General features: G+C 44.6%; 14 protein-coding genes and 3 pseudogenes. 10 read left to right on the top strand and 7 right to left on the bottom strand.

Features of this window, described 5'->3' with window-relative positions; all coding sequences use genetic code 11:
- The first annotated feature begins 220 nt into the window (after nucleotides 1-220).
- Genes acnB through SPI9445_RS0118345 form a run of 4 tightly spaced genes read left to right on the top strand, consistent with a single transcriptional unit; the run spans nucleotide 221 to nucleotide 3,880 of the window.
- Nucleotides 221-2,809, top strand: a complete 2,589-nt coding sequence (acnB, locus tag SPI9445_RS0118330) for a bifunctional aconitate hydratase 2/2-methylisocitrate dehydratase (protein WP_017306231.1) — start codon at nucleotides 221-223, stop codon at nucleotides 2,807-2,809.
- Between the two features lie 51 nt (nucleotides 2,810-2,860).
- Entirely contained in the window at nucleotides 2,861-3,277 is a 417-nt protein-coding gene (locus SPI9445_RS0118335; RefSeq protein ID WP_017306232.1) for a XisH family protein, read from the top strand.
- The gene (locus tag SPI9445_RS0118340) at nucleotides 3,265-3,609 is read left to right on the top strand and encodes a XisI protein (RefSeq protein ID WP_017306233.1); all 345 of its coding nucleotides are present in this window, start codon (nucleotides 3,265-3,267) and stop codon (nucleotides 3,607-3,609) included. Before SPI9445_RS0118335 ends, SPI9445_RS0118340 begins: the two co-directional genes overlap by 13 nt.
- A gap of 46 nt (nucleotides 3,610-3,655) precedes the next feature.
- Entirely contained in the window at nucleotides 3,656-3,880 is a 225-nt protein-coding gene (locus SPI9445_RS0118345; protein WP_017306234.1) for a hypothetical protein, read from the top strand.
- On the opposite strand, the gene SPI9445_RS31165 is transcribed toward SPI9445_RS0118345, so the two are convergent.
- The gene (locus tag SPI9445_RS31165) at nucleotides 3,854-4,093 is read right to left on the bottom strand and encodes a hypothetical protein (protein WP_202803724.1); all 240 of its coding nucleotides are present in this window, start codon (nucleotides 4,091-4,093) and stop codon (nucleotides 3,854-3,856) included. The genes SPI9445_RS0118345 and SPI9445_RS31165 overlap by 27 nt on opposite strands.
- Before the next feature lie 56 nt (nucleotides 4,094-4,149).
- Nucleotides 4,150-4,716 carry a hypothetical protein gene (locus SPI9445_RS27080; protein ID WP_017306235.1) on the bottom strand — a complete coding sequence of 189 codons (567 nt, stop codon included), beginning with the start codon at nucleotides 4,714-4,716 and terminating at the stop codon, nucleotides 4,150-4,152.
- Between the two features lie 103 nt (nucleotides 4,717-4,819).
- Here SPI9445_RS27080 and SPI9445_RS31700 point away from each other — a divergent pair, with 103 nt between their 5' ends.
- The gene (locus SPI9445_RS31700; RefSeq protein ID WP_272943240.1) at nucleotides 4,820-4,945 is read left to right on the top strand and encodes a hypothetical protein; all 126 of its coding nucleotides are present in this window, start codon (nucleotides 4,820-4,822) and stop codon (nucleotides 4,943-4,945) included.
- Nucleotides 4,946-5,278: 333 nt separating this feature from the next.
- Here the strand turns inward: SPI9445_RS31700 and SPI9445_RS0118355 are convergent, their stop codons facing one another.
- Entirely contained in the window at nucleotides 5,279-5,506 is a 228-nt protein-coding gene (locus tag SPI9445_RS0118355; protein ID WP_017306236.1) for a hypothetical protein, read from the bottom strand.
- 61 nt (nucleotides 5,507-5,567) lie between these two features.
- On the opposite strand from SPI9445_RS0118355, the pseudogene SPI9445_RS31705 reads away from it, so the two are divergent.
- Together SPI9445_RS31705 and SPI9445_RS28830 are read left to right on the top strand one after the other, a co-directional pair.
- Nucleotides 5,568-5,705 (top strand): annotated as a pseudogene (locus tag SPI9445_RS31705) (element excision factor XisI family protein); the annotation flags it as partial.
- Nucleotides 5,706-5,753: 48 nt separating this feature from the next.
- A pseudogene (locus SPI9445_RS28830) lies at nucleotides 5,754-5,843 on the top strand (element excision factor XisH family protein); the annotation flags it as partial.
- A gap of 82 nt (nucleotides 5,844-5,925) precedes the next feature.
- Here the strand turns inward: SPI9445_RS28830 and SPI9445_RS26100 are convergent.
- From SPI9445_RS26100 to SPI9445_RS0118380, 4 genes and pseudogenes are all read right to left on the bottom strand, one after another.
- Nucleotides 5,926-8,817: an EAL domain-containing protein gene (locus SPI9445_RS26100; RefSeq protein ID WP_202803725.1), complete on the bottom strand. Its 2,892-nt coding sequence runs from the start codon at nucleotides 8,815-8,817 to the stop codon at nucleotides 5,926-5,928.
- Nucleotides 8,818-8,933: 116 nt separating this feature from the next.
- Complete coding sequence (locus SPI9445_RS26105; RefSeq protein WP_017306239.1) at nucleotides 8,934-11,348, bottom strand: PAS domain-containing hybrid sensor histidine kinase/response regulator; 2,415 nt, start codon at nucleotides 11,346-11,348, stop codon at nucleotides 8,934-8,936.
- A gap of 245 nt (nucleotides 11,349-11,593) precedes the next feature.
- Entirely contained in the window at nucleotides 11,594-12,604 is a 1,011-nt protein-coding gene (locus SPI9445_RS0118375) for a zinc-dependent alcohol dehydrogenase family protein (RefSeq protein WP_026079920.1), read from the bottom strand.
- A gap of 137 nt (nucleotides 12,605-12,741) precedes the next feature.
- A pseudogene (locus SPI9445_RS0118380) lies at nucleotides 12,742-13,020 on the bottom strand (Fe(3+) ABC transporter substrate-binding protein); the annotation flags it as partial.
- Nucleotides 13,021-13,146: 126 nt separating this feature from the next.
- Here SPI9445_RS0118380 and SPI9445_RS0118385 point away from each other — a divergent pair.
- From SPI9445_RS0118385 to SPI9445_RS0118395, 3 genes are all read left to right on the top strand, one after another.
- Entirely contained in the window at nucleotides 13,147-14,064 is a 918-nt protein-coding gene (locus SPI9445_RS0118385) for a class I SAM-dependent methyltransferase (protein WP_017306242.1), read from the top strand.
- Nucleotides 14,065-14,139: 75 nt separating this feature from the next.
- Nucleotides 14,140-14,856: a response regulator transcription factor NblR gene (gene nblR / locus SPI9445_RS0118390; protein WP_083883560.1), complete on the top strand. Its 717-nt coding sequence runs from the start codon at nucleotides 14,140-14,142 to the stop codon at nucleotides 14,854-14,856.
- The gene (locus tag SPI9445_RS0118395) at nucleotides 14,837-15,388 is read left to right on the top strand and encodes a DUF192 domain-containing protein (protein ID WP_017306244.1); all 552 of its coding nucleotides are present in this window, start codon (nucleotides 14,837-14,839) and stop codon (nucleotides 15,386-15,388) included. Before nblR ends, SPI9445_RS0118395 begins: the two co-directional genes overlap by 20 nt.
- The last annotated feature ends 307 nt before the right edge of the window (nucleotides 15,389-15,695 follow it).

The following is a 15,695-nucleotide window of genomic DNA, read 5'->3' on the forward strand; positions in this document are numbered from 1 at the left end:
CATTCTTGACGGGAATCTAACCCCAAATACACCCTCGAAAAATCACTTAAGCCCCCATCCTTATCCTCAACCCTGAACTACGGCGAATTGAGATGCAACGGATTATCATTCCATATTAGCTAATCCTTAAAAAACTAAGACCGTTCCCCAGTAACTCCCCTAGCCCACCCCTTACAATAAAATAGCAAATAGAACACACTAGAGGAGAATATAAGAATCAATGCTCCAAGAATACCGCCAACACGCCGCAGAACGCGCCCAACTCGGCATTCCCCCCCTCCCCCTCAACGCCCAACAAACCGCCCAACTCTGTGAACTCCTCAAAAACCCACCCGAAGCCGAAAAAGAAGAACTCTTGATGCTTCTGCGAGACCGCGTACCCCCCGGAGTCGATGAAGCCGCCTACGTTAAAGCAGGCTTCCTCACCGCCATTGCTAAAGGAGAAATTGAATGTCCCCTCATCTCCCACCAAGGCGCAGTAGACCTCCTCGGAACCATGATAGGCGGCTATAATGTGCAATCCCTAGTAGACCTGCTCAAATCCAGAGACAGCAGCCTTGCCGCCGAAGCCGCCAACACCCTCAGCAAAACCCTTTTAGTCTTTGATGCCTTCAACGAGGTTTTAGCACTCTCCGACATCAACCCCCACGCCAAACAAGTCGTAGACGCCTGGGCTGAGGGAGACTGGTTCCTCAATAAACCCAAAGTCCCCGAAACCATCACCGTCACCGTCTTTAAAGTCCCCGGCGAAACCAACACCGACGACCTTTCCCCCGCCCCCCACGCCACCACCCGGCCAGACATTCCCCTCCACGCCCTCGCCATGCTGGAGTCAAAAATGCCCGATGGTCTAGAAACCATTGCCCAACTCAAAGCCAAAGGCCATCCCGTCGCCTACGTCGGCGATGTCGTCGGAACCGGTTCCTCCCGTAAATCCGCCATCAACTCCGTCCTCTGGCACATCGGCCATGACATCCCCTTCGTCCCCAACAAACGGGCCGGCGGCTATATCTTAGGAGGAAAAATCGCCCCCATCTTCTTCAACACCGCCGAAGACTCCGGCGCACTCCCCATTGAATGTGATGTCACCCAACTCAATACAGGAGATGTCATCACCATTTACCCCTACGAAGGCAAAATCACCAACGAAACCGGGGACACTATTTCCACCTTCCAATTAAAACCCGAAACCATCCTTGATGAAGTCCGCGCCGGAGGACGGATTCCCCTCCTCATTGGCCGCGCCCTCACCGATAAAGCCCGACAAGCCTTGGGCCTAGAACCTACCCCCCTCTTTGTCCGTCCTTCCCTGCCAGAAGACACAGGCAAAGGCTTCACCCTCGCCCAGAAAATGGTCGGGAAAGCCTGCGGTTTAGAAGGAGTGCGACCCGGAACCTCCTGTGAACCCATCATGACCACCGTCGGTTCCCAAGACACCACCGGCCCGATGACCCGGGATGAATTAAAAGAGTTAGCCTGTTTAGGGTTCAATGCCGACTTAACCCTGCAAACCTTCTGTCACACCGCCGCCTACCCCAAACCCGTAGACATCAAAACCCACAAAGAGTTACCCGACTTCTTCTCCACTCGGGGCGGGGTAGCCCTACGTCCGGGAGACGGCATCATCCACTCCTGGTTAAACCGGATGTTACTCCCCGACACCGTAGGCACTGGGGGCGACTCTCACACCCGTTTTCCCCTCGGAATTTCCTTCCCTGCCGGTTCCGGTTTAGTGGCCTTTGCCGCCGCTTTAGGGGTGATGCCTTTAGATATGCCAGAATCCGTGTTAGTTAAATTTACGGGCGAATTACAACCCGGAGTCACCCTGCGCGACATTGTGAACGCCATTCCTTGGGTTGCCATGCAGCAAGGGAAACTCACCGTCGGCAAAGAGAACAAAATCAACGTTTTCAACGGCCGCATCATGGAAATGGAAGGTTTACCCGATTTGAAGGTAGAACAGGCCTTTGAACTCACAGACGCAACCGCAGAACGCTCTTGTTCTGGCAGTACCATCAAACTCAGTGAAGAAACCGTAGCGGAATATTTGCGGTCGAATATCGTGTTAATGAAAAACATGATTGCACGGGGTTATCAAGATGCTCATACCCTCTTACGTCGTATCGCCAAAATGGAGCAATGGTTAGCCAATCCTAGCCTAATGTCTGCTGACCCTGACGCGGAATATGTAGACACCCTTGAGGTGAATTTAAATGAGATTAAAGAACCCATTGTTGCCGCTCCCAATGACCCGGATAATGTCAAGTTAATGAGTGAATGTGCCGGGGATAAAGTGGACGAGGTGTTTATTGGCTCTTGTATGACCAATATTGGTCATTATCGCGCTGCGGCGAAGATTTTAGAAGGAGCCGGACGAATTAAGTCGGTTTTATGGGTTTGTCCTCCCACCCGGATGGATGAAGAACAGTTACGAGAAGAGGGAGTTTATGGTATTTTCGCGGCCGCAGGTGCGCGGACAGAAATGCCGGGATGTTCTCTTTGTATGGGGAACCAAGCACGGGTAGAAGATAATGCGACGGTGTTTTCTACCTCAACTCGTAATTTCAATAATCGTATGGGGAAAGGTGCGCGAGTGTATCTCGGTTCTGCGGAGTTGGCGGCCGTTTGTGCCTTGTTAGGTAAGATTCCCACAGTTGAGGAATATCTGAGCATTGTGGCGGAAAAAGTTGACCCATTTAAGGGGGATTTATACCGTTATCTCAACTTCAATGAGATTGAAGGATTTGAGAATTTTGGTCGGGTTGTTCCTGAAAGTGAGATGCCTAAGTTAGAGGAGGTTGGGGTATAGTAGTATAATGATTAGGGTGGGCTACGGCTCACCCACTATAATTTTAAAAAAATGCCAGCGAAGGATATTTACCATGATGGATTCAAAAATGCTCTTATTAAGGATGGATGGGAAATTACTCACGACCCTTATACAATTAGATATGAAGGATTAAATTTATTTGCTGATTTAGCCGGAAAAAAGTTGCTTGCTGCCCAAAAAGAAGACACTAATATTATCGTTGAAATCAAAAGCTTTTTAGGTCATTCTCCCGTTCATGAGTTTCAATGTGCTTTAGGGCAATATATTTTATATCAAACCTTGCTCTCTACAATACATCCCGATTATTTTCTTTACTTGACTATTGAAAAAGAAATTTATGAAACCTTTTTCCAGAGAGCGGGAATCAAACTTGTAATAGAGAAATATCAAGTTTTACTTTTAGTGATTGATATTAACAAGGAAGTCATCATACAATGGACAAATTAAATAACTATCGTTTAATCATTAAAAAAATCTTAACAGAGTACCATCAAATCGCCAGTCGGACTCCTAATATTTCTGGTGTTGAAACTGTATTAGCTTTTGATGAAAATACAGACCAGTATTTGTGGTTTGATATTGGTTGGCATGATAGGAGAAGGGTAAAAGCAATTTCAATTTATGTCCGGATTAAAAATGAGAAAATTTACATTGAGGAGGATTGGACTGAGGAGGGAATAGCGACTGAGTTGGTAAGGGAGGGAGTACCGAAAGGGGACATTGTGTTGGCGTTTCATGACCCAGAGAGTCGGAAATTTACGGATTTTGCTATTGCTTGAGTTAGGTGGGTAAGTTGAGGGGGGATTTTGACGAGTTGAGGAATATATGACTATTGTGGCGGAAAAAGTTGACCCCTTTAAGGGGGATTTATACCGTTATCTCAACTTCAATGAGATTGAAGGGTTTGAGAATTTTGGCCGGGTTGTTCCTGAAAGTGAGATGCCCAAGTTAGAGAGCGATCGCACCTTAAAACTCCCCCACAAAGAGCGATCGCACCCCAATCTCCCCTACAAAGCGATCGCATCAAGGAGATATAATAATCAAAGGTAAATTTTCTGAATTGCCAATAATTCTTTCCATAACTAATTTAGGTTTTAAATCTAAATATCTAAGAATTTCATAAGTGCGATCTCTAGTATTACTAAAAGTTCCATCATAATATTTATTCGTTGAATTTACACATCCTTCCCCTTGAGGAGATTCATATTCTTTGCCAATTAAGTTATGATGATAAACTGAGTTTCTTCTCCATGATAAAATCATCAGTTTTTCAAAAACATTACATCGAGTTAAATTAGTTAATGATTGGTTTCTTTCTTCTAAATTTTTTTATTTTCAAATATTATTTTAGTTTGATACTGATCCCAAGCTTTAACATCATAAATAAATGAACTTACCTCGGCAAAAGATAACTTATTTAAAAAATATTGACTATTTTTCTTTTTTTCTAATTTATCTAAGGTGTCTGGTTTAGATTTTTTAATTAAAAAACAAGAATAATTTTTCCTATCTTTATACCAATCAGAATTATTAAAATGATTACTATAATGTTCATCTACCGCACATCTTAAACTATCTTCTAAAGTATTAAAAGCTAAATAAAGAAAAGCATATTCTCGCAATGATTCATTATAACCTGACTTAAGCATTCCCCAAATTCTATCAGGTTGTAATAATGCTTTTTCTCTATCTGTTAGATCAGTTCTCGTTTTATTAATTTTAATATTTTTTCTTTCTTTTTTAAGTTGACGAGCAACTAATTTTAAACGATCATGATTACAATATTTAAGAAATTGTTTGATTTGTGCTTCTATGGGATGATCGCGGGGAATCCCTAAACATTGGCAAATTTCTTTAAAAGTTTGTTCTGACCAAAAAGCACTCATATAAAGGCTATAAAAAAGACTAGCCCAGGGATATTTCACCCTGGATACGGCGTTATAATTTTTTTCAAAAATTTAACCCGTTTACTTTCTACCCCGATCCTAAATGATGATTGCTTATTTTGTCAAGTATTTAATAATACATATCTCAAACTCCCCTCAAAAAGCGCACCGCTATGCGGATCTCTGGAGATCGCACCTCAATCTCCCCAAACAAGCGATCGCACCTTAAAACTCCCCCACAAAGAGCGATCGCACCCCAAACTCTCCCACAGAGCGATCTTACCCTAATTCACCAACGCCAAAAACTTTAAACTTTAAACTTATTCAATTCTTCTATTGCTTCACTTCGATAATTTAAAGATCCTAAATCAAAAATACCAAATAACACTTTTTTTGTTTGATAAGATATAGGATTTTCACTAACAACTAATCTAGCCCAATGTTCACAATTCCATCCTTGTATACCATAATGCCATTTATTATGAAAAGCATGAACAGAAGCTATCAGATTAGCTAATATTTCATCATAGTTTAAGTAAGCATTTAAAACAGCATCTTCAAATTATTTTTCAATTGTATGAATCGCAAGACTACCCTTATAGTAAAGTGCACCTTGTTTATTTGGCCCCCAAGAAATTCCATAATCATCTGATAAAGCAACTCCATAGTGCCAAACACCATCAAAACGTTGTATAAGTTTTCCGACTCTTTTTGATGATAAGTCCCAATATTTCTTAATTTCAGCTATTAATTTATCGTCATCTGTTTGACTCATAATATTTTGACTCATAATATTTTTAATTATTATTGATTGATATATTTTGATTTTTTAATTACCTCATCAATGCTTAAAAACCAGCTTTGAGGAGGATTGGACGGAGGAGGGAATAGCGACTGAGTTATTAAGGGAGGGAGTGCCGAAAGAGGATATTGTTTTGGCGTTCCATGACCCAGAGAGTCGGAAATTTACGGATTTTGCGATCGCTTGAGTCAGGTGGGTAAGTTGGGAGTGTTCCGACGGACAGAAAAGGAGGATAATGGCCGCAAAAGATACTTATCATGAAGCTGTGAAAAATGCTTTAATTAAGGACGGTTGGATCATTACATTTGATCCTTATCCGATTAAAACTGTAAACTGAGAATTATTCGGCATCCATCCCCTCCCCCATTTGCTTGAATGGGATACTTTGTCCAGCTTTTGCCTCTTCCCTATTCCCTATGCCGAACCTGAATTGAAGGCGAAATAGTCATCAAATGCTCCAAATTGTGAGATTGTAGGGTCTTCAGAGGATCGGTTTGTTGACCCATTTGTTGGGTCAAATACCATTGAAACCGATCGGCCGCTAGAGGGGGACTAAACCAATACCCTTGGGCATAATCGCAGCCTTCTTGATATAAAAACTCTAGTTGTTGCAAGGTTTCCACCCCTTCAGCAATGACGCGCAAATGTAAACCATGCGCCATCGCAATGATAGTTTTCACGAGGGACACGGCTTCAGGATCATGGGGAATATCCGTGATGAAAGACTTATCAATTTTTAACACTGTAAAGGGGAAGCGCTTTAGGTAACTCAGGGAGGAGTACCCTGTGCCGAAGTCATCGATGGAAAGGCGTAACTCCAGACGGGTCAAGTCTTGGATCATCTCATTGGCCCCCGGTACATCTTCCATCAGCAAGCGTTCTGTAATTTCTAACTCTAAACAATGACCGGGTAAACCACTGTCACTTAAGGCGTTAGTAATGGCATCCACGAGGCCGTGATCTCGAAACTGCCGAGGGGACATATTCACGGCTACCCATAGTTCATATCCGGTGATTTCTCGCCAAGTCATGGCCGCCTGACAGGCCTGGGAGGTGATCCACTCCCCGAGGGGATTAATCAGGCCGCTTTCTTCGGCGACGGGGATAAAGTGATCGGGGCGCACCATGCCTAATTCTGGACTATTCCAACGCATGAGGGCTTCTGCCCCAACGACAACGCCGGAGGCGAGATGAATAAAGGGTTGATAGTATACTGAAATTTCCTGATTGGCTAAGGCGTGACGCAGATGGTTTTCCAAGCGGATGCGCCGTTGGGCGGCTTCGTTCATGCTGTTGGTAAAGAATTTGAAGAGATTTCGCCCGGCCTGCTTGGCGCAGTACATGGCGGCATCAGCATGACTCATTAAGCCCCCAATATCTAAGGCATCGTCGGGATAGATGGCGATGCCTATACTGCCAGATAGACAGACTTCCTCTCCGCCGAGATCAAAGGGCTGATTGAGGATATCGAGAATTTTTTGTGCGATCGCCTTACAAGCAAAAGGTTGTTCAATATCGGGCAAAATAATCAAAAATTCATCCCCCCCCAAGCGCGCCACGGTGTCCCCACTGCGCAGGGCATCTAATAGCCGTTGAGCCGCTAACATCAGCAAATGATCCCCCATGGCATGACCCAAGGTGTCGTTAATGTTTTTAAAGTGGTCTAAGTCCACAAACATCACCGCCACTCGTTTATTTTTGCGTTCCGCTTGGGCGATCGCTTGGTGCATCCGATCATGAGCTAAAAACCGATTGGGTAAGTCCGTTAGCGCGTCGTATTTGGCCTGATGGAAGAGAATGGCCGCCGTTTCTTTTTGGGCGGTAATATCTTCTTTCACCGCGACAAAATGGGTAATCACATCGTTTTCATCCCGAATGGGCGAAATAGAGGCCTTTTCCCAAAATAATTGACCGTCTTTCCGTTTATTCTGGAACTCCCCATGCCATTCTAACCCTTCAGTAATCGTGTCCCACAGCATTTGATATTCTTCCTCACTGGTAAAACCAGATTTGAGAATACGAGGGTTTTTGCCGATCACTTCTTCCGCTTTATACCCTGTTACCCGCTCAAATTTCGGGTTAACATACTCAATGTCTCCCTCGGAGTTGGTAATCACAATTGAGGCCGGACTTTGTTCACAAGCTTGGGAGAGGATTTTTAAGCGCTCTTCCGTTTGTTTGCGGGCTGTAATATCAGTCAGGGAGGCTAAATAGGCCGTATTTTCTTCCCAAGGTAATTCGACCACCCGCATATCCACAATAGCTAGGGTGTTATCGGGTCGATATAGGGCGATTTCTGTAGAATTTCCCGTCACCATAGGAACGCCCCAAATCGTGTTTAATAACTTCTGAGAGGAACGACCTAACAGTTGTTCGGCAGCCGGATTGACAAATAATACTTTGCCCTCTTTATCTACAATAATAATTCCATTGGCAACTGTGGCAATGATACGCTGTAAGCATTCTTCTGTCTCCTGTAAGGCCGTTTCGGTCTTTTGGTAAGGGGTAATATCCAAAAAGGCCGCCATAAAGCACAGGGGCTGGTCTTCAGTATCGGTGATTAAGTTGGCGACGACTTGAACGTTAAATAACTCCTCCTGTAACCACTGATAATTGTTCTTTTTCCCCGTCAGTTCGCCCGACCAAGTGCGATCGCGCATTAAGGCTATGATAACCTTTTGAGCCGCTTCAGGCTCCTGCCAGAACGAATCCGCCGACCGTCCTACAACTTCACTCGCTTGCTCATATCCCCACATTTTGAGAAATGCACTATTAACATAAGTTAAACGACCTTGCAAATCCGCCAAAGCAATGGCATTAATAGACCCAGCAATCGTAGAATTTTGTACCCGGTTTTTGGCAATTTCTTCCTGTAATTTACGATTTTGTTCCTTCAATTGTTGCGTGAGGTGATAAACTTTTAAGTGATTGTTAATTCTGGCTAATATTTCATCATGTTGAAAGGGTTTCGTGATATAATCTACCGCCCCTAATTTTAGCCCCTTCACTTTATCGACACTTTCCGCTAAAGCGGTCATAAAAATGACAGGAATTTCCTGGGTTTCTGCGTGAGATTTTAACTCCCGACAAGCCTCAAAACCATCGATTTCTGGCATTAAAATATCCAGCAAAATTAAGTCCGGCTTCACTTTTTTTATTTTATTAATCCCCGTTCTGGCATCCCGTGCCACAAACACCTGAAACCCCGCATTTTGCAGCACAGCAGATAACACCTGAAGATTAGCAGGCTGATCATCTATAATAAAAATGTTGATGCCGGAAAAAATAGCCATATTCATCGTTTTTCATAATTCAAGCCTAGGGTTATATCCAAGGGAAAAAACAAAAAATCAAAATCAACTAATTACGTTGCAAAATTACTGATTAAGTTGGTTGTTTAGGGATATTTAGTCATTCATTTCGTTATGCAATCATCTGGCTGCTCGGCTAATTCAATCAGGTTAAAAATCTCCTGATCAGCGAACTCCTGACCTAACTCCCAAAGGCGATTAGCAAATTTTAGGTACAGATGATCCAGTTTTTTTAAGCGGTCAATTTCTTGAAAAATGGTCTTAAAATCTCCCATCTCCAGAGCGTGTTTAATCCCTAATAACTCTTCGGGAGGAGGCAATTTCCAAGTTGAATGACCAGTTAAATGAGATGCACTCTCACATAAAGCACTATCCTCCAGACCAGATAGTTCAGAATCTGGAGGCCTAGCGGTTAACCAAGAAATATGCAAAAGTTTTTGCAGTTTGGCAAAAAGTTCTGGTAGATCAATGGGTTTCCCCATAAACTCATTATAACCGAAATCAGAACGCTCGAACTTTTCTAAATCTGAAAAGCTGGCTGAGATAGCAAGGATAGGTAAGGCTTTAAATTGGGGGAGTTTGCGTAAATTTTTAGTTAAAGAAAACCCATCCATCACAGGCATTTTAATGTCTGTAATCACTAAATCGGGACAGTTTTTAATCGCTTGTTCTAAACCTTCCTGACCATTAGTTGCAGAGTATACAATAAAGTCTAAATTCTCTAACAAACTGATCAATAAAGAGCGGTTTTCTAAACGATCATCAACCACTAAAATTTTTTGCTTTCTCCCAGTATAGCCAATAATTTGCTCGAAAGGTTGGGAAGTTTGAGAGATATTTTCTACTCCCACTTCACTCAAATCTAAATCAAACCAAAATTCACTCCCTTGTCCTTGCTCACTCCGTACATTAAGCTTACTCCCCATTAATTTAACAAGTTCTTGGGAAATAGTTAACCCTAACCCTGTACCTTCATAATGGGCTGAAGTGTCACCGACTTGTTCAAAGGGCAGGAAAATATGATCAATATCTGCATTACTAATTCCTATCCCCGTATCTTTTACGGTGAAGCGAATGGGATGGAAAACATAGTTATGGGGATTTTTTTTCAAAGAATAGGGTAAACGTCGAACGGATAAAGTCACTGTGCCAACTTTAGTAAATTTTATGGCGTTATTTAATAAATTGACCAACACTTGTTTTAGTCGTTTTTCATCCACATAGACTCCTAACGGTAAACGATAATCCATGTCAAGAATTAAGTTAATATCCTTCTGCATAGCTTTGGGTTTAATCATGGCGACTAGCCCTTCCAACAAGCTGGGTAAATGAACAGGATGAGGATAGAGTTCTAGCTTGTCTGATTCGATTTTAGACAGGTCTAAAACTTCGTTAATCAGGTTCAACAAATGATAACCACATTGTTGGATAATATTCAGTTCTTCTTGTTGTTTAGGGGTTAAATTTTGATCCCGTTGGAGTAACTGAGTATAGCCCAATATGCCATTTAAAGGGGTGCGTAGTTCATGGCTCATGGTAGCCAGAAAAACACTTTTAGCTTGATTAGCTTGGTCGGCTTGCTTTTTCGCTTCTTTTAAGGTAACTTCTGCTAATTTACGATGGGTAATATCTGCACAAATCACAACAATTCCGGTGAACTTTTCGCTCACATCAAGCATGGGTTTTGCTTTGATTTCAAACCATCGTTTTCCCTGATTGGTGGGCAAATATTTTTCAACGTCAGGGTTTTCTCGGCTCGGATCAAAAGTTTTAATATAGCGAGATAACCAGGGCAGTTTTAAGTTTAAAGTTTTCCCGGCATAGTATAACTTCCCTGAACCTTCAAGGGAGGTAAAGGTTTGAGCCGCAATTTCATTAAGGTTAACTAAATTATGCCGATCGTCCAAGAAAAAAACCGCTTCGTTTAAGCTTTCAAAAATTGTTAGATATTTGTTTTTTTCATTAGTTAACCAGCGATTTTTTGCCTGTAATTCCCCAAGCTCCTCATTTTCCGAATGACTACTCCACTCTTGACAAAACCCCAATTCAATGCGGTCAAAAAAACGATGGAGAATGTGGGTATAATATTGGGACTGTTCCGGTGCAAAATCCCCAAGGTCTAACAGATCCAGATAGGTTTGACGATAATATTTCATCAAGCCCAAAAATAGAGGGAGTGTGATTCCCCTTGTGCGGTGTCGTTTGGCTTCGAGAATACCAAAAGCGGCGATCGCATCTTGTGTAAAATCCATCTCAGGAGACAGTTCCCACGTCTCAGGAGGCTGTTTCAATGCCGCTAATAGGGGATCTGATAGCCCACAGATAGAAGCCCGCCAAGCCTCTGCTAGGGTGGAGGTATAGGTGGTGTAGTGCTGGGCTTTGGCGTAGTGGAGGATGCGAGACATTAGCCAGTCTTCATGGCTGGTGACTAATGTCTCAAGGGGGTCTAATGGGTAAAATGTACTCGATTCGGTGACTTTTTGCCCGGATTGTTCTTCTGATAATGTGCGATCGCTCATACCCCTCTAACTGCTTAGTGGGGTGACAAGTTTTAGGCCATCGATCCCGCATAATCCCCCCAAGCGGCATCTCCCAAAACTTGATCCCTAAGCAGATTCTGCCTCCTATTTACCATCTTAGAATGGTCAAGAAAGCTTAGGGACATTTTCCCAAACGTTCGTTACTTAAATTTACTTGAACTGAAGTTACTACTCATTCTTGGGGATCACTTAACCCTAAACGGAGTCTTTTATTTCTAAAAAGTTCAAACCACATTAAGCGTTAAAGCAATTTTTCCCATGGTAGAACCCGTTTCAATAGCTTGATGAGCCGCCGCCGCTTCTGCAAGGGGAAAAGTTTGACTTAAATGCAGCCTTAAACGACCTTGATCAAACCACTCACCACACTGTTTTAAAATATCCCCGTGATAGCGTTGGGCTTCCACTAACCCCTGTAACATAGGGGTTAACATCAACTCCAAACTAATCCGATGATTCCGTTGCCGTGCTACCTTTAGGCTACCTTGTTGATAGTTAGGTTCAAGCAATGTAACCACATCACCATAGATTTTAACACAAGGAAACGTCTCATAAAAGACCTTTCCCCCCACCGTATCAAACCCTAAATCAACCCCCTGCCCCCCGGTCCACTCTTCAATCATTGAAGTAACATTACCTTGGGTATAGAGAATCGGCAAATCTGCCCCCAACTGTCGCACTAAACGTTCCTTATCCGGCGAACTCACCGTTGTAGCCACTTGCGCCCCCTTGAGTTTCGCCAACTGGATAGCGACATGACCCACACCCCCAGCCCCGGCGTGAATTAACACTTTCTGACCCGATTCTAAGCGTCCTCGGTCATAGAGTGCTTCCCAAGCCGTAATCAGCACCAGAGGGGCGGCCGCCGCTTCAGCAAAAGAGAGAGAACGCGGTTTTGGGGCCACATAATGCTCCTCCACAACCGCATATTCTGCATAGTTCCCTGTCCCTTGTTTCCCCAATCCCCCAGCGCAAAAATACACCTCATCCCCCGGTGCAAAGCCCGTCACCCCTGCGCCCACCGCTTCCACGACACCCGCCCCATCACAGCCCAACACCGCAGGCATTTGGTCAGGATAAAAGGTTCCCCGTTGTCGTAATTTGGTGTCGATGGGGTTCACTCCAGCCCCGTGGAGGCGAATTAGTAATTGCTGGGGATGGGTGAGGGTGGGTTCGGGAATCTCCTGTAGGGTTAAAACCTCGGGACTTCCCGCTTGAGTCATGAGAATAGCTTGCATGGTCTTTTTTTGGCTAAGGATGAACAGTTCCATCCGGGAGGATAGCATTCTTGAGGATTGTCTGTTCCAAATCACTCGGGTTGACGGTAATGCCGAGCAAGTTGGCAGGATTAGGATCCCTTTTCAGAACGCCCACTATTCATGTGGGCATCGCGATCGCGCTGATTGGGGAAGAAAATGCCTACTTTCTCCACGACTTCCCGATCTACAGGATCATCAGACTTGGCTAAACGAGCGTAATAGTAGCTATTAGCAATGGCTATATCCCCCGCACCGGCCGCACAAGCGCCAATTTGAGCGGTGTCATTACCTTCTGGAGAACGGGCAAAGTTCGACACAAACCCTCGTAACCATTGTCGGGTTCTCGCCGCCCCATGAATGGCAATCAAGCCCCCCACGAGCCATAGATTATAAACCATGAATACCACAGGGGAGCAAACCATCAGAGATTCCCAATCACGTTGACACTCCCCGCGCTAAAACGACGGGGTTTTAAAGCCAAATTTCCGATAAAATCTGTCTTGCACTTCAACAATCACATTATGACTGCACTCACAACCAAAGAACCGGATTTTGTCTCCCGTGTGATCAATGGACTCCTCTCCGTTAAACCCTTAGCCGAATTTGCCAAATCCCGCGCTCGTACCATGATGATCCAACGGGCCCAACGGATTGGGGTGAATTGGCCCGAACGGGTAGAACAGTTACAAGCGCTGGATTGGCAGGAGCGCTTTACTCAAATTCAAAATCCTACTGTCACCTATCCGGCCTATTATCAGGTGTCCTTCCATGCTTACGAAAAAGGGGATTTAAGCTGGGATGCGGCCTGGGAGGTGGAATGTGCCGCGTTAACCGTGCATTCCACCTTGTGGGGGGGTGAAGATCCCGCAGGCGATCGCAAACTCCGGGACAGTTACCACAACGCCTTAAACACCCAACTATCAACCCCCCCTCAAAACATTCTCGATCTCGGCTGTAGTACGGGAATGAGTACTTTTGCTCTACAAGATCACTATCCCCAGGCCACCCTCACCGGATTAGACTTATCCCCCTACTTCCTCGCCGTCGCCCACTATAATAGCGAGCAACAACAACGGGCTGTGACCTGGCACCACGCCCCCGCCGAAGCTAGCGGATTACCCCCTCAATCCTTTGATCTCGTCTCCAGTTGTCTAATGTTCCATGAACTGCCCCAAGCGGCCGCCCGTGCCATTTTAGCCGAAGCCCAGCGCCTATTACGTCCGGGGGGGTACTTCGCCCTCATGGACATGAATCCTCGCTCTTCAGTTTATGCCACCATGCCCCCCTATATCCTCACCCTACTTAAAAGCACCGAACCTTACTTAGATCAATATTTCAGCCTAGATTTAGAACAAGCCCTAAGCGAGGCCGGATTTGAGCAACCCACGATCACCCCTTGCACCCCTCGCCATCGAGCCGTCATCGCTAAACGGAAATAATCCTAACCTTCTGGTTCAGATCGGGGGAGGAGATGCTATATATAAATCGATAACCTAAGCATTTATGCTGAATCTATGCTTTCTCCGTCATCAAACGATTTGGGATCTTTGGGCGATCGCACCTCTACCGTGTTATTGGTCAAAACGGAAGAGTCCCTAACCCACCCCATAAGCTTGGATTTACGAGGGGCGGGTTATGAGGTGATGATTTTATCAGACCTGATGCAAGCACTAGACCAGATCATTGAAATCCAACCCGCCATGATTGTCATTGACCAAACCCAAGCGGGAGAAGCAGGATATCAGTTGTGCCGTCAAATTCGCAGCACCAAATACCGACTCCCCATTTTGATGTATATGGAACGGGAAACCGTCGAAGATCGAGCCGCCTGTTTGGAGGCTGGAGCCGATGATTATATTCTCAAACCCTATCGCTCCGATCTGTTTTTGCAATTACTGGAACTTTATCTCCAACCCCCCCTTCATTCTTCAGAACAGTTACGCTTTGGGGACTTGGTACTGGATTTAAGCCATCGTCGAGCCATGCGCAACAGTCGAGAATTTGACCTCACCATGAAGGAATTTGAGTTATTAAAATACCTCATGTCCCATCCTCGGGAAGTCGTAACACGGGAACAAATCCTCGAAAATGTCTGGGGGTATGATTTTATGGGGGAATCCAACGTCATTGAAGTGTATATCCGCTATTTGCGCCTTAAAATCGAAGATGATGGCGAAAAAAGACTTATTCAAACCGTTCGGGGGGTGGGTTATGTTTTACGGGAACCCTAAAAAATTAGCATCCGGGGTGAGTTTAGTCCTCCTGTTGGGCTTAAGCGCGGGATTAATGGCCTGTTCAACCCCCCCCCAAACCCTAGAAGAAGTCCCCCTTTCTCAACTGACTCAAGTTCCCACAGAAGGCCAAATGTTGCCGATTCGTGCGATCGCCCAACTCGGCGGCCAAGAGATAGAACTCGAAGTCGCACGCACCCCCCAAGAACAAGCCATTGGTCTAATGTTCCGAGACGAAATGCCCGACAATCGAGGGATGTTATTTGTCTTTGCATCCCCCCGACGGGTTAACTTCTGGATGAAAAACGTCCCCATCCCCCTCGATATGCTCTTTTTGCGCGACGGTACAATTCGCGCGATCGCCCGCAACGTCCCCCCCTGTCTTAAAGATCCTTGTCCCACCTACGGCCCCAACCTAGACATCGACCAAGTGCTTGAACTGCGCGGTGGACGAGCCGCCGAATTAGGCGTAAAAGTCGGTGATCCCGTTCCCATTGAATACCTCGACCCAACCCCCTCCGACGAAGAATAAGCAACCGAAAAAAAATTTTCACCCCCCGCCCCAAAAAACACCCAACGGAGTATAATAGTTGACGCTAATCTTGCGGAGACTTAAACTCCTCAAACCCTAGCACATTTATAAATTCCGGTTAAATGACTTAACTTTCAGTGCTTTTCGCTTCTCTCAAGGAAGCCCCACGCTGTAATCTATCATCCAGCGTCGGGAACCTGTCACTTAAAGAAAATTTAATGAAAAATGTGTCGGAAGATAGAGTTTATTGATTTAGGCCTGTATTATCTTGCATCTAATTCGCTTAAGATTAGAAATTTCTAACGAA

The organism is Spirulina subsalsa PCC 9445, from assembly GCF_000314005.1.
In the GTDB taxonomy this organism is placed as follows: domain Bacteria; phylum Cyanobacteriota; class Cyanobacteriia; order Cyanobacteriales; family Spirulinaceae; genus Spirulina_A; species Spirulina_A subsalsa.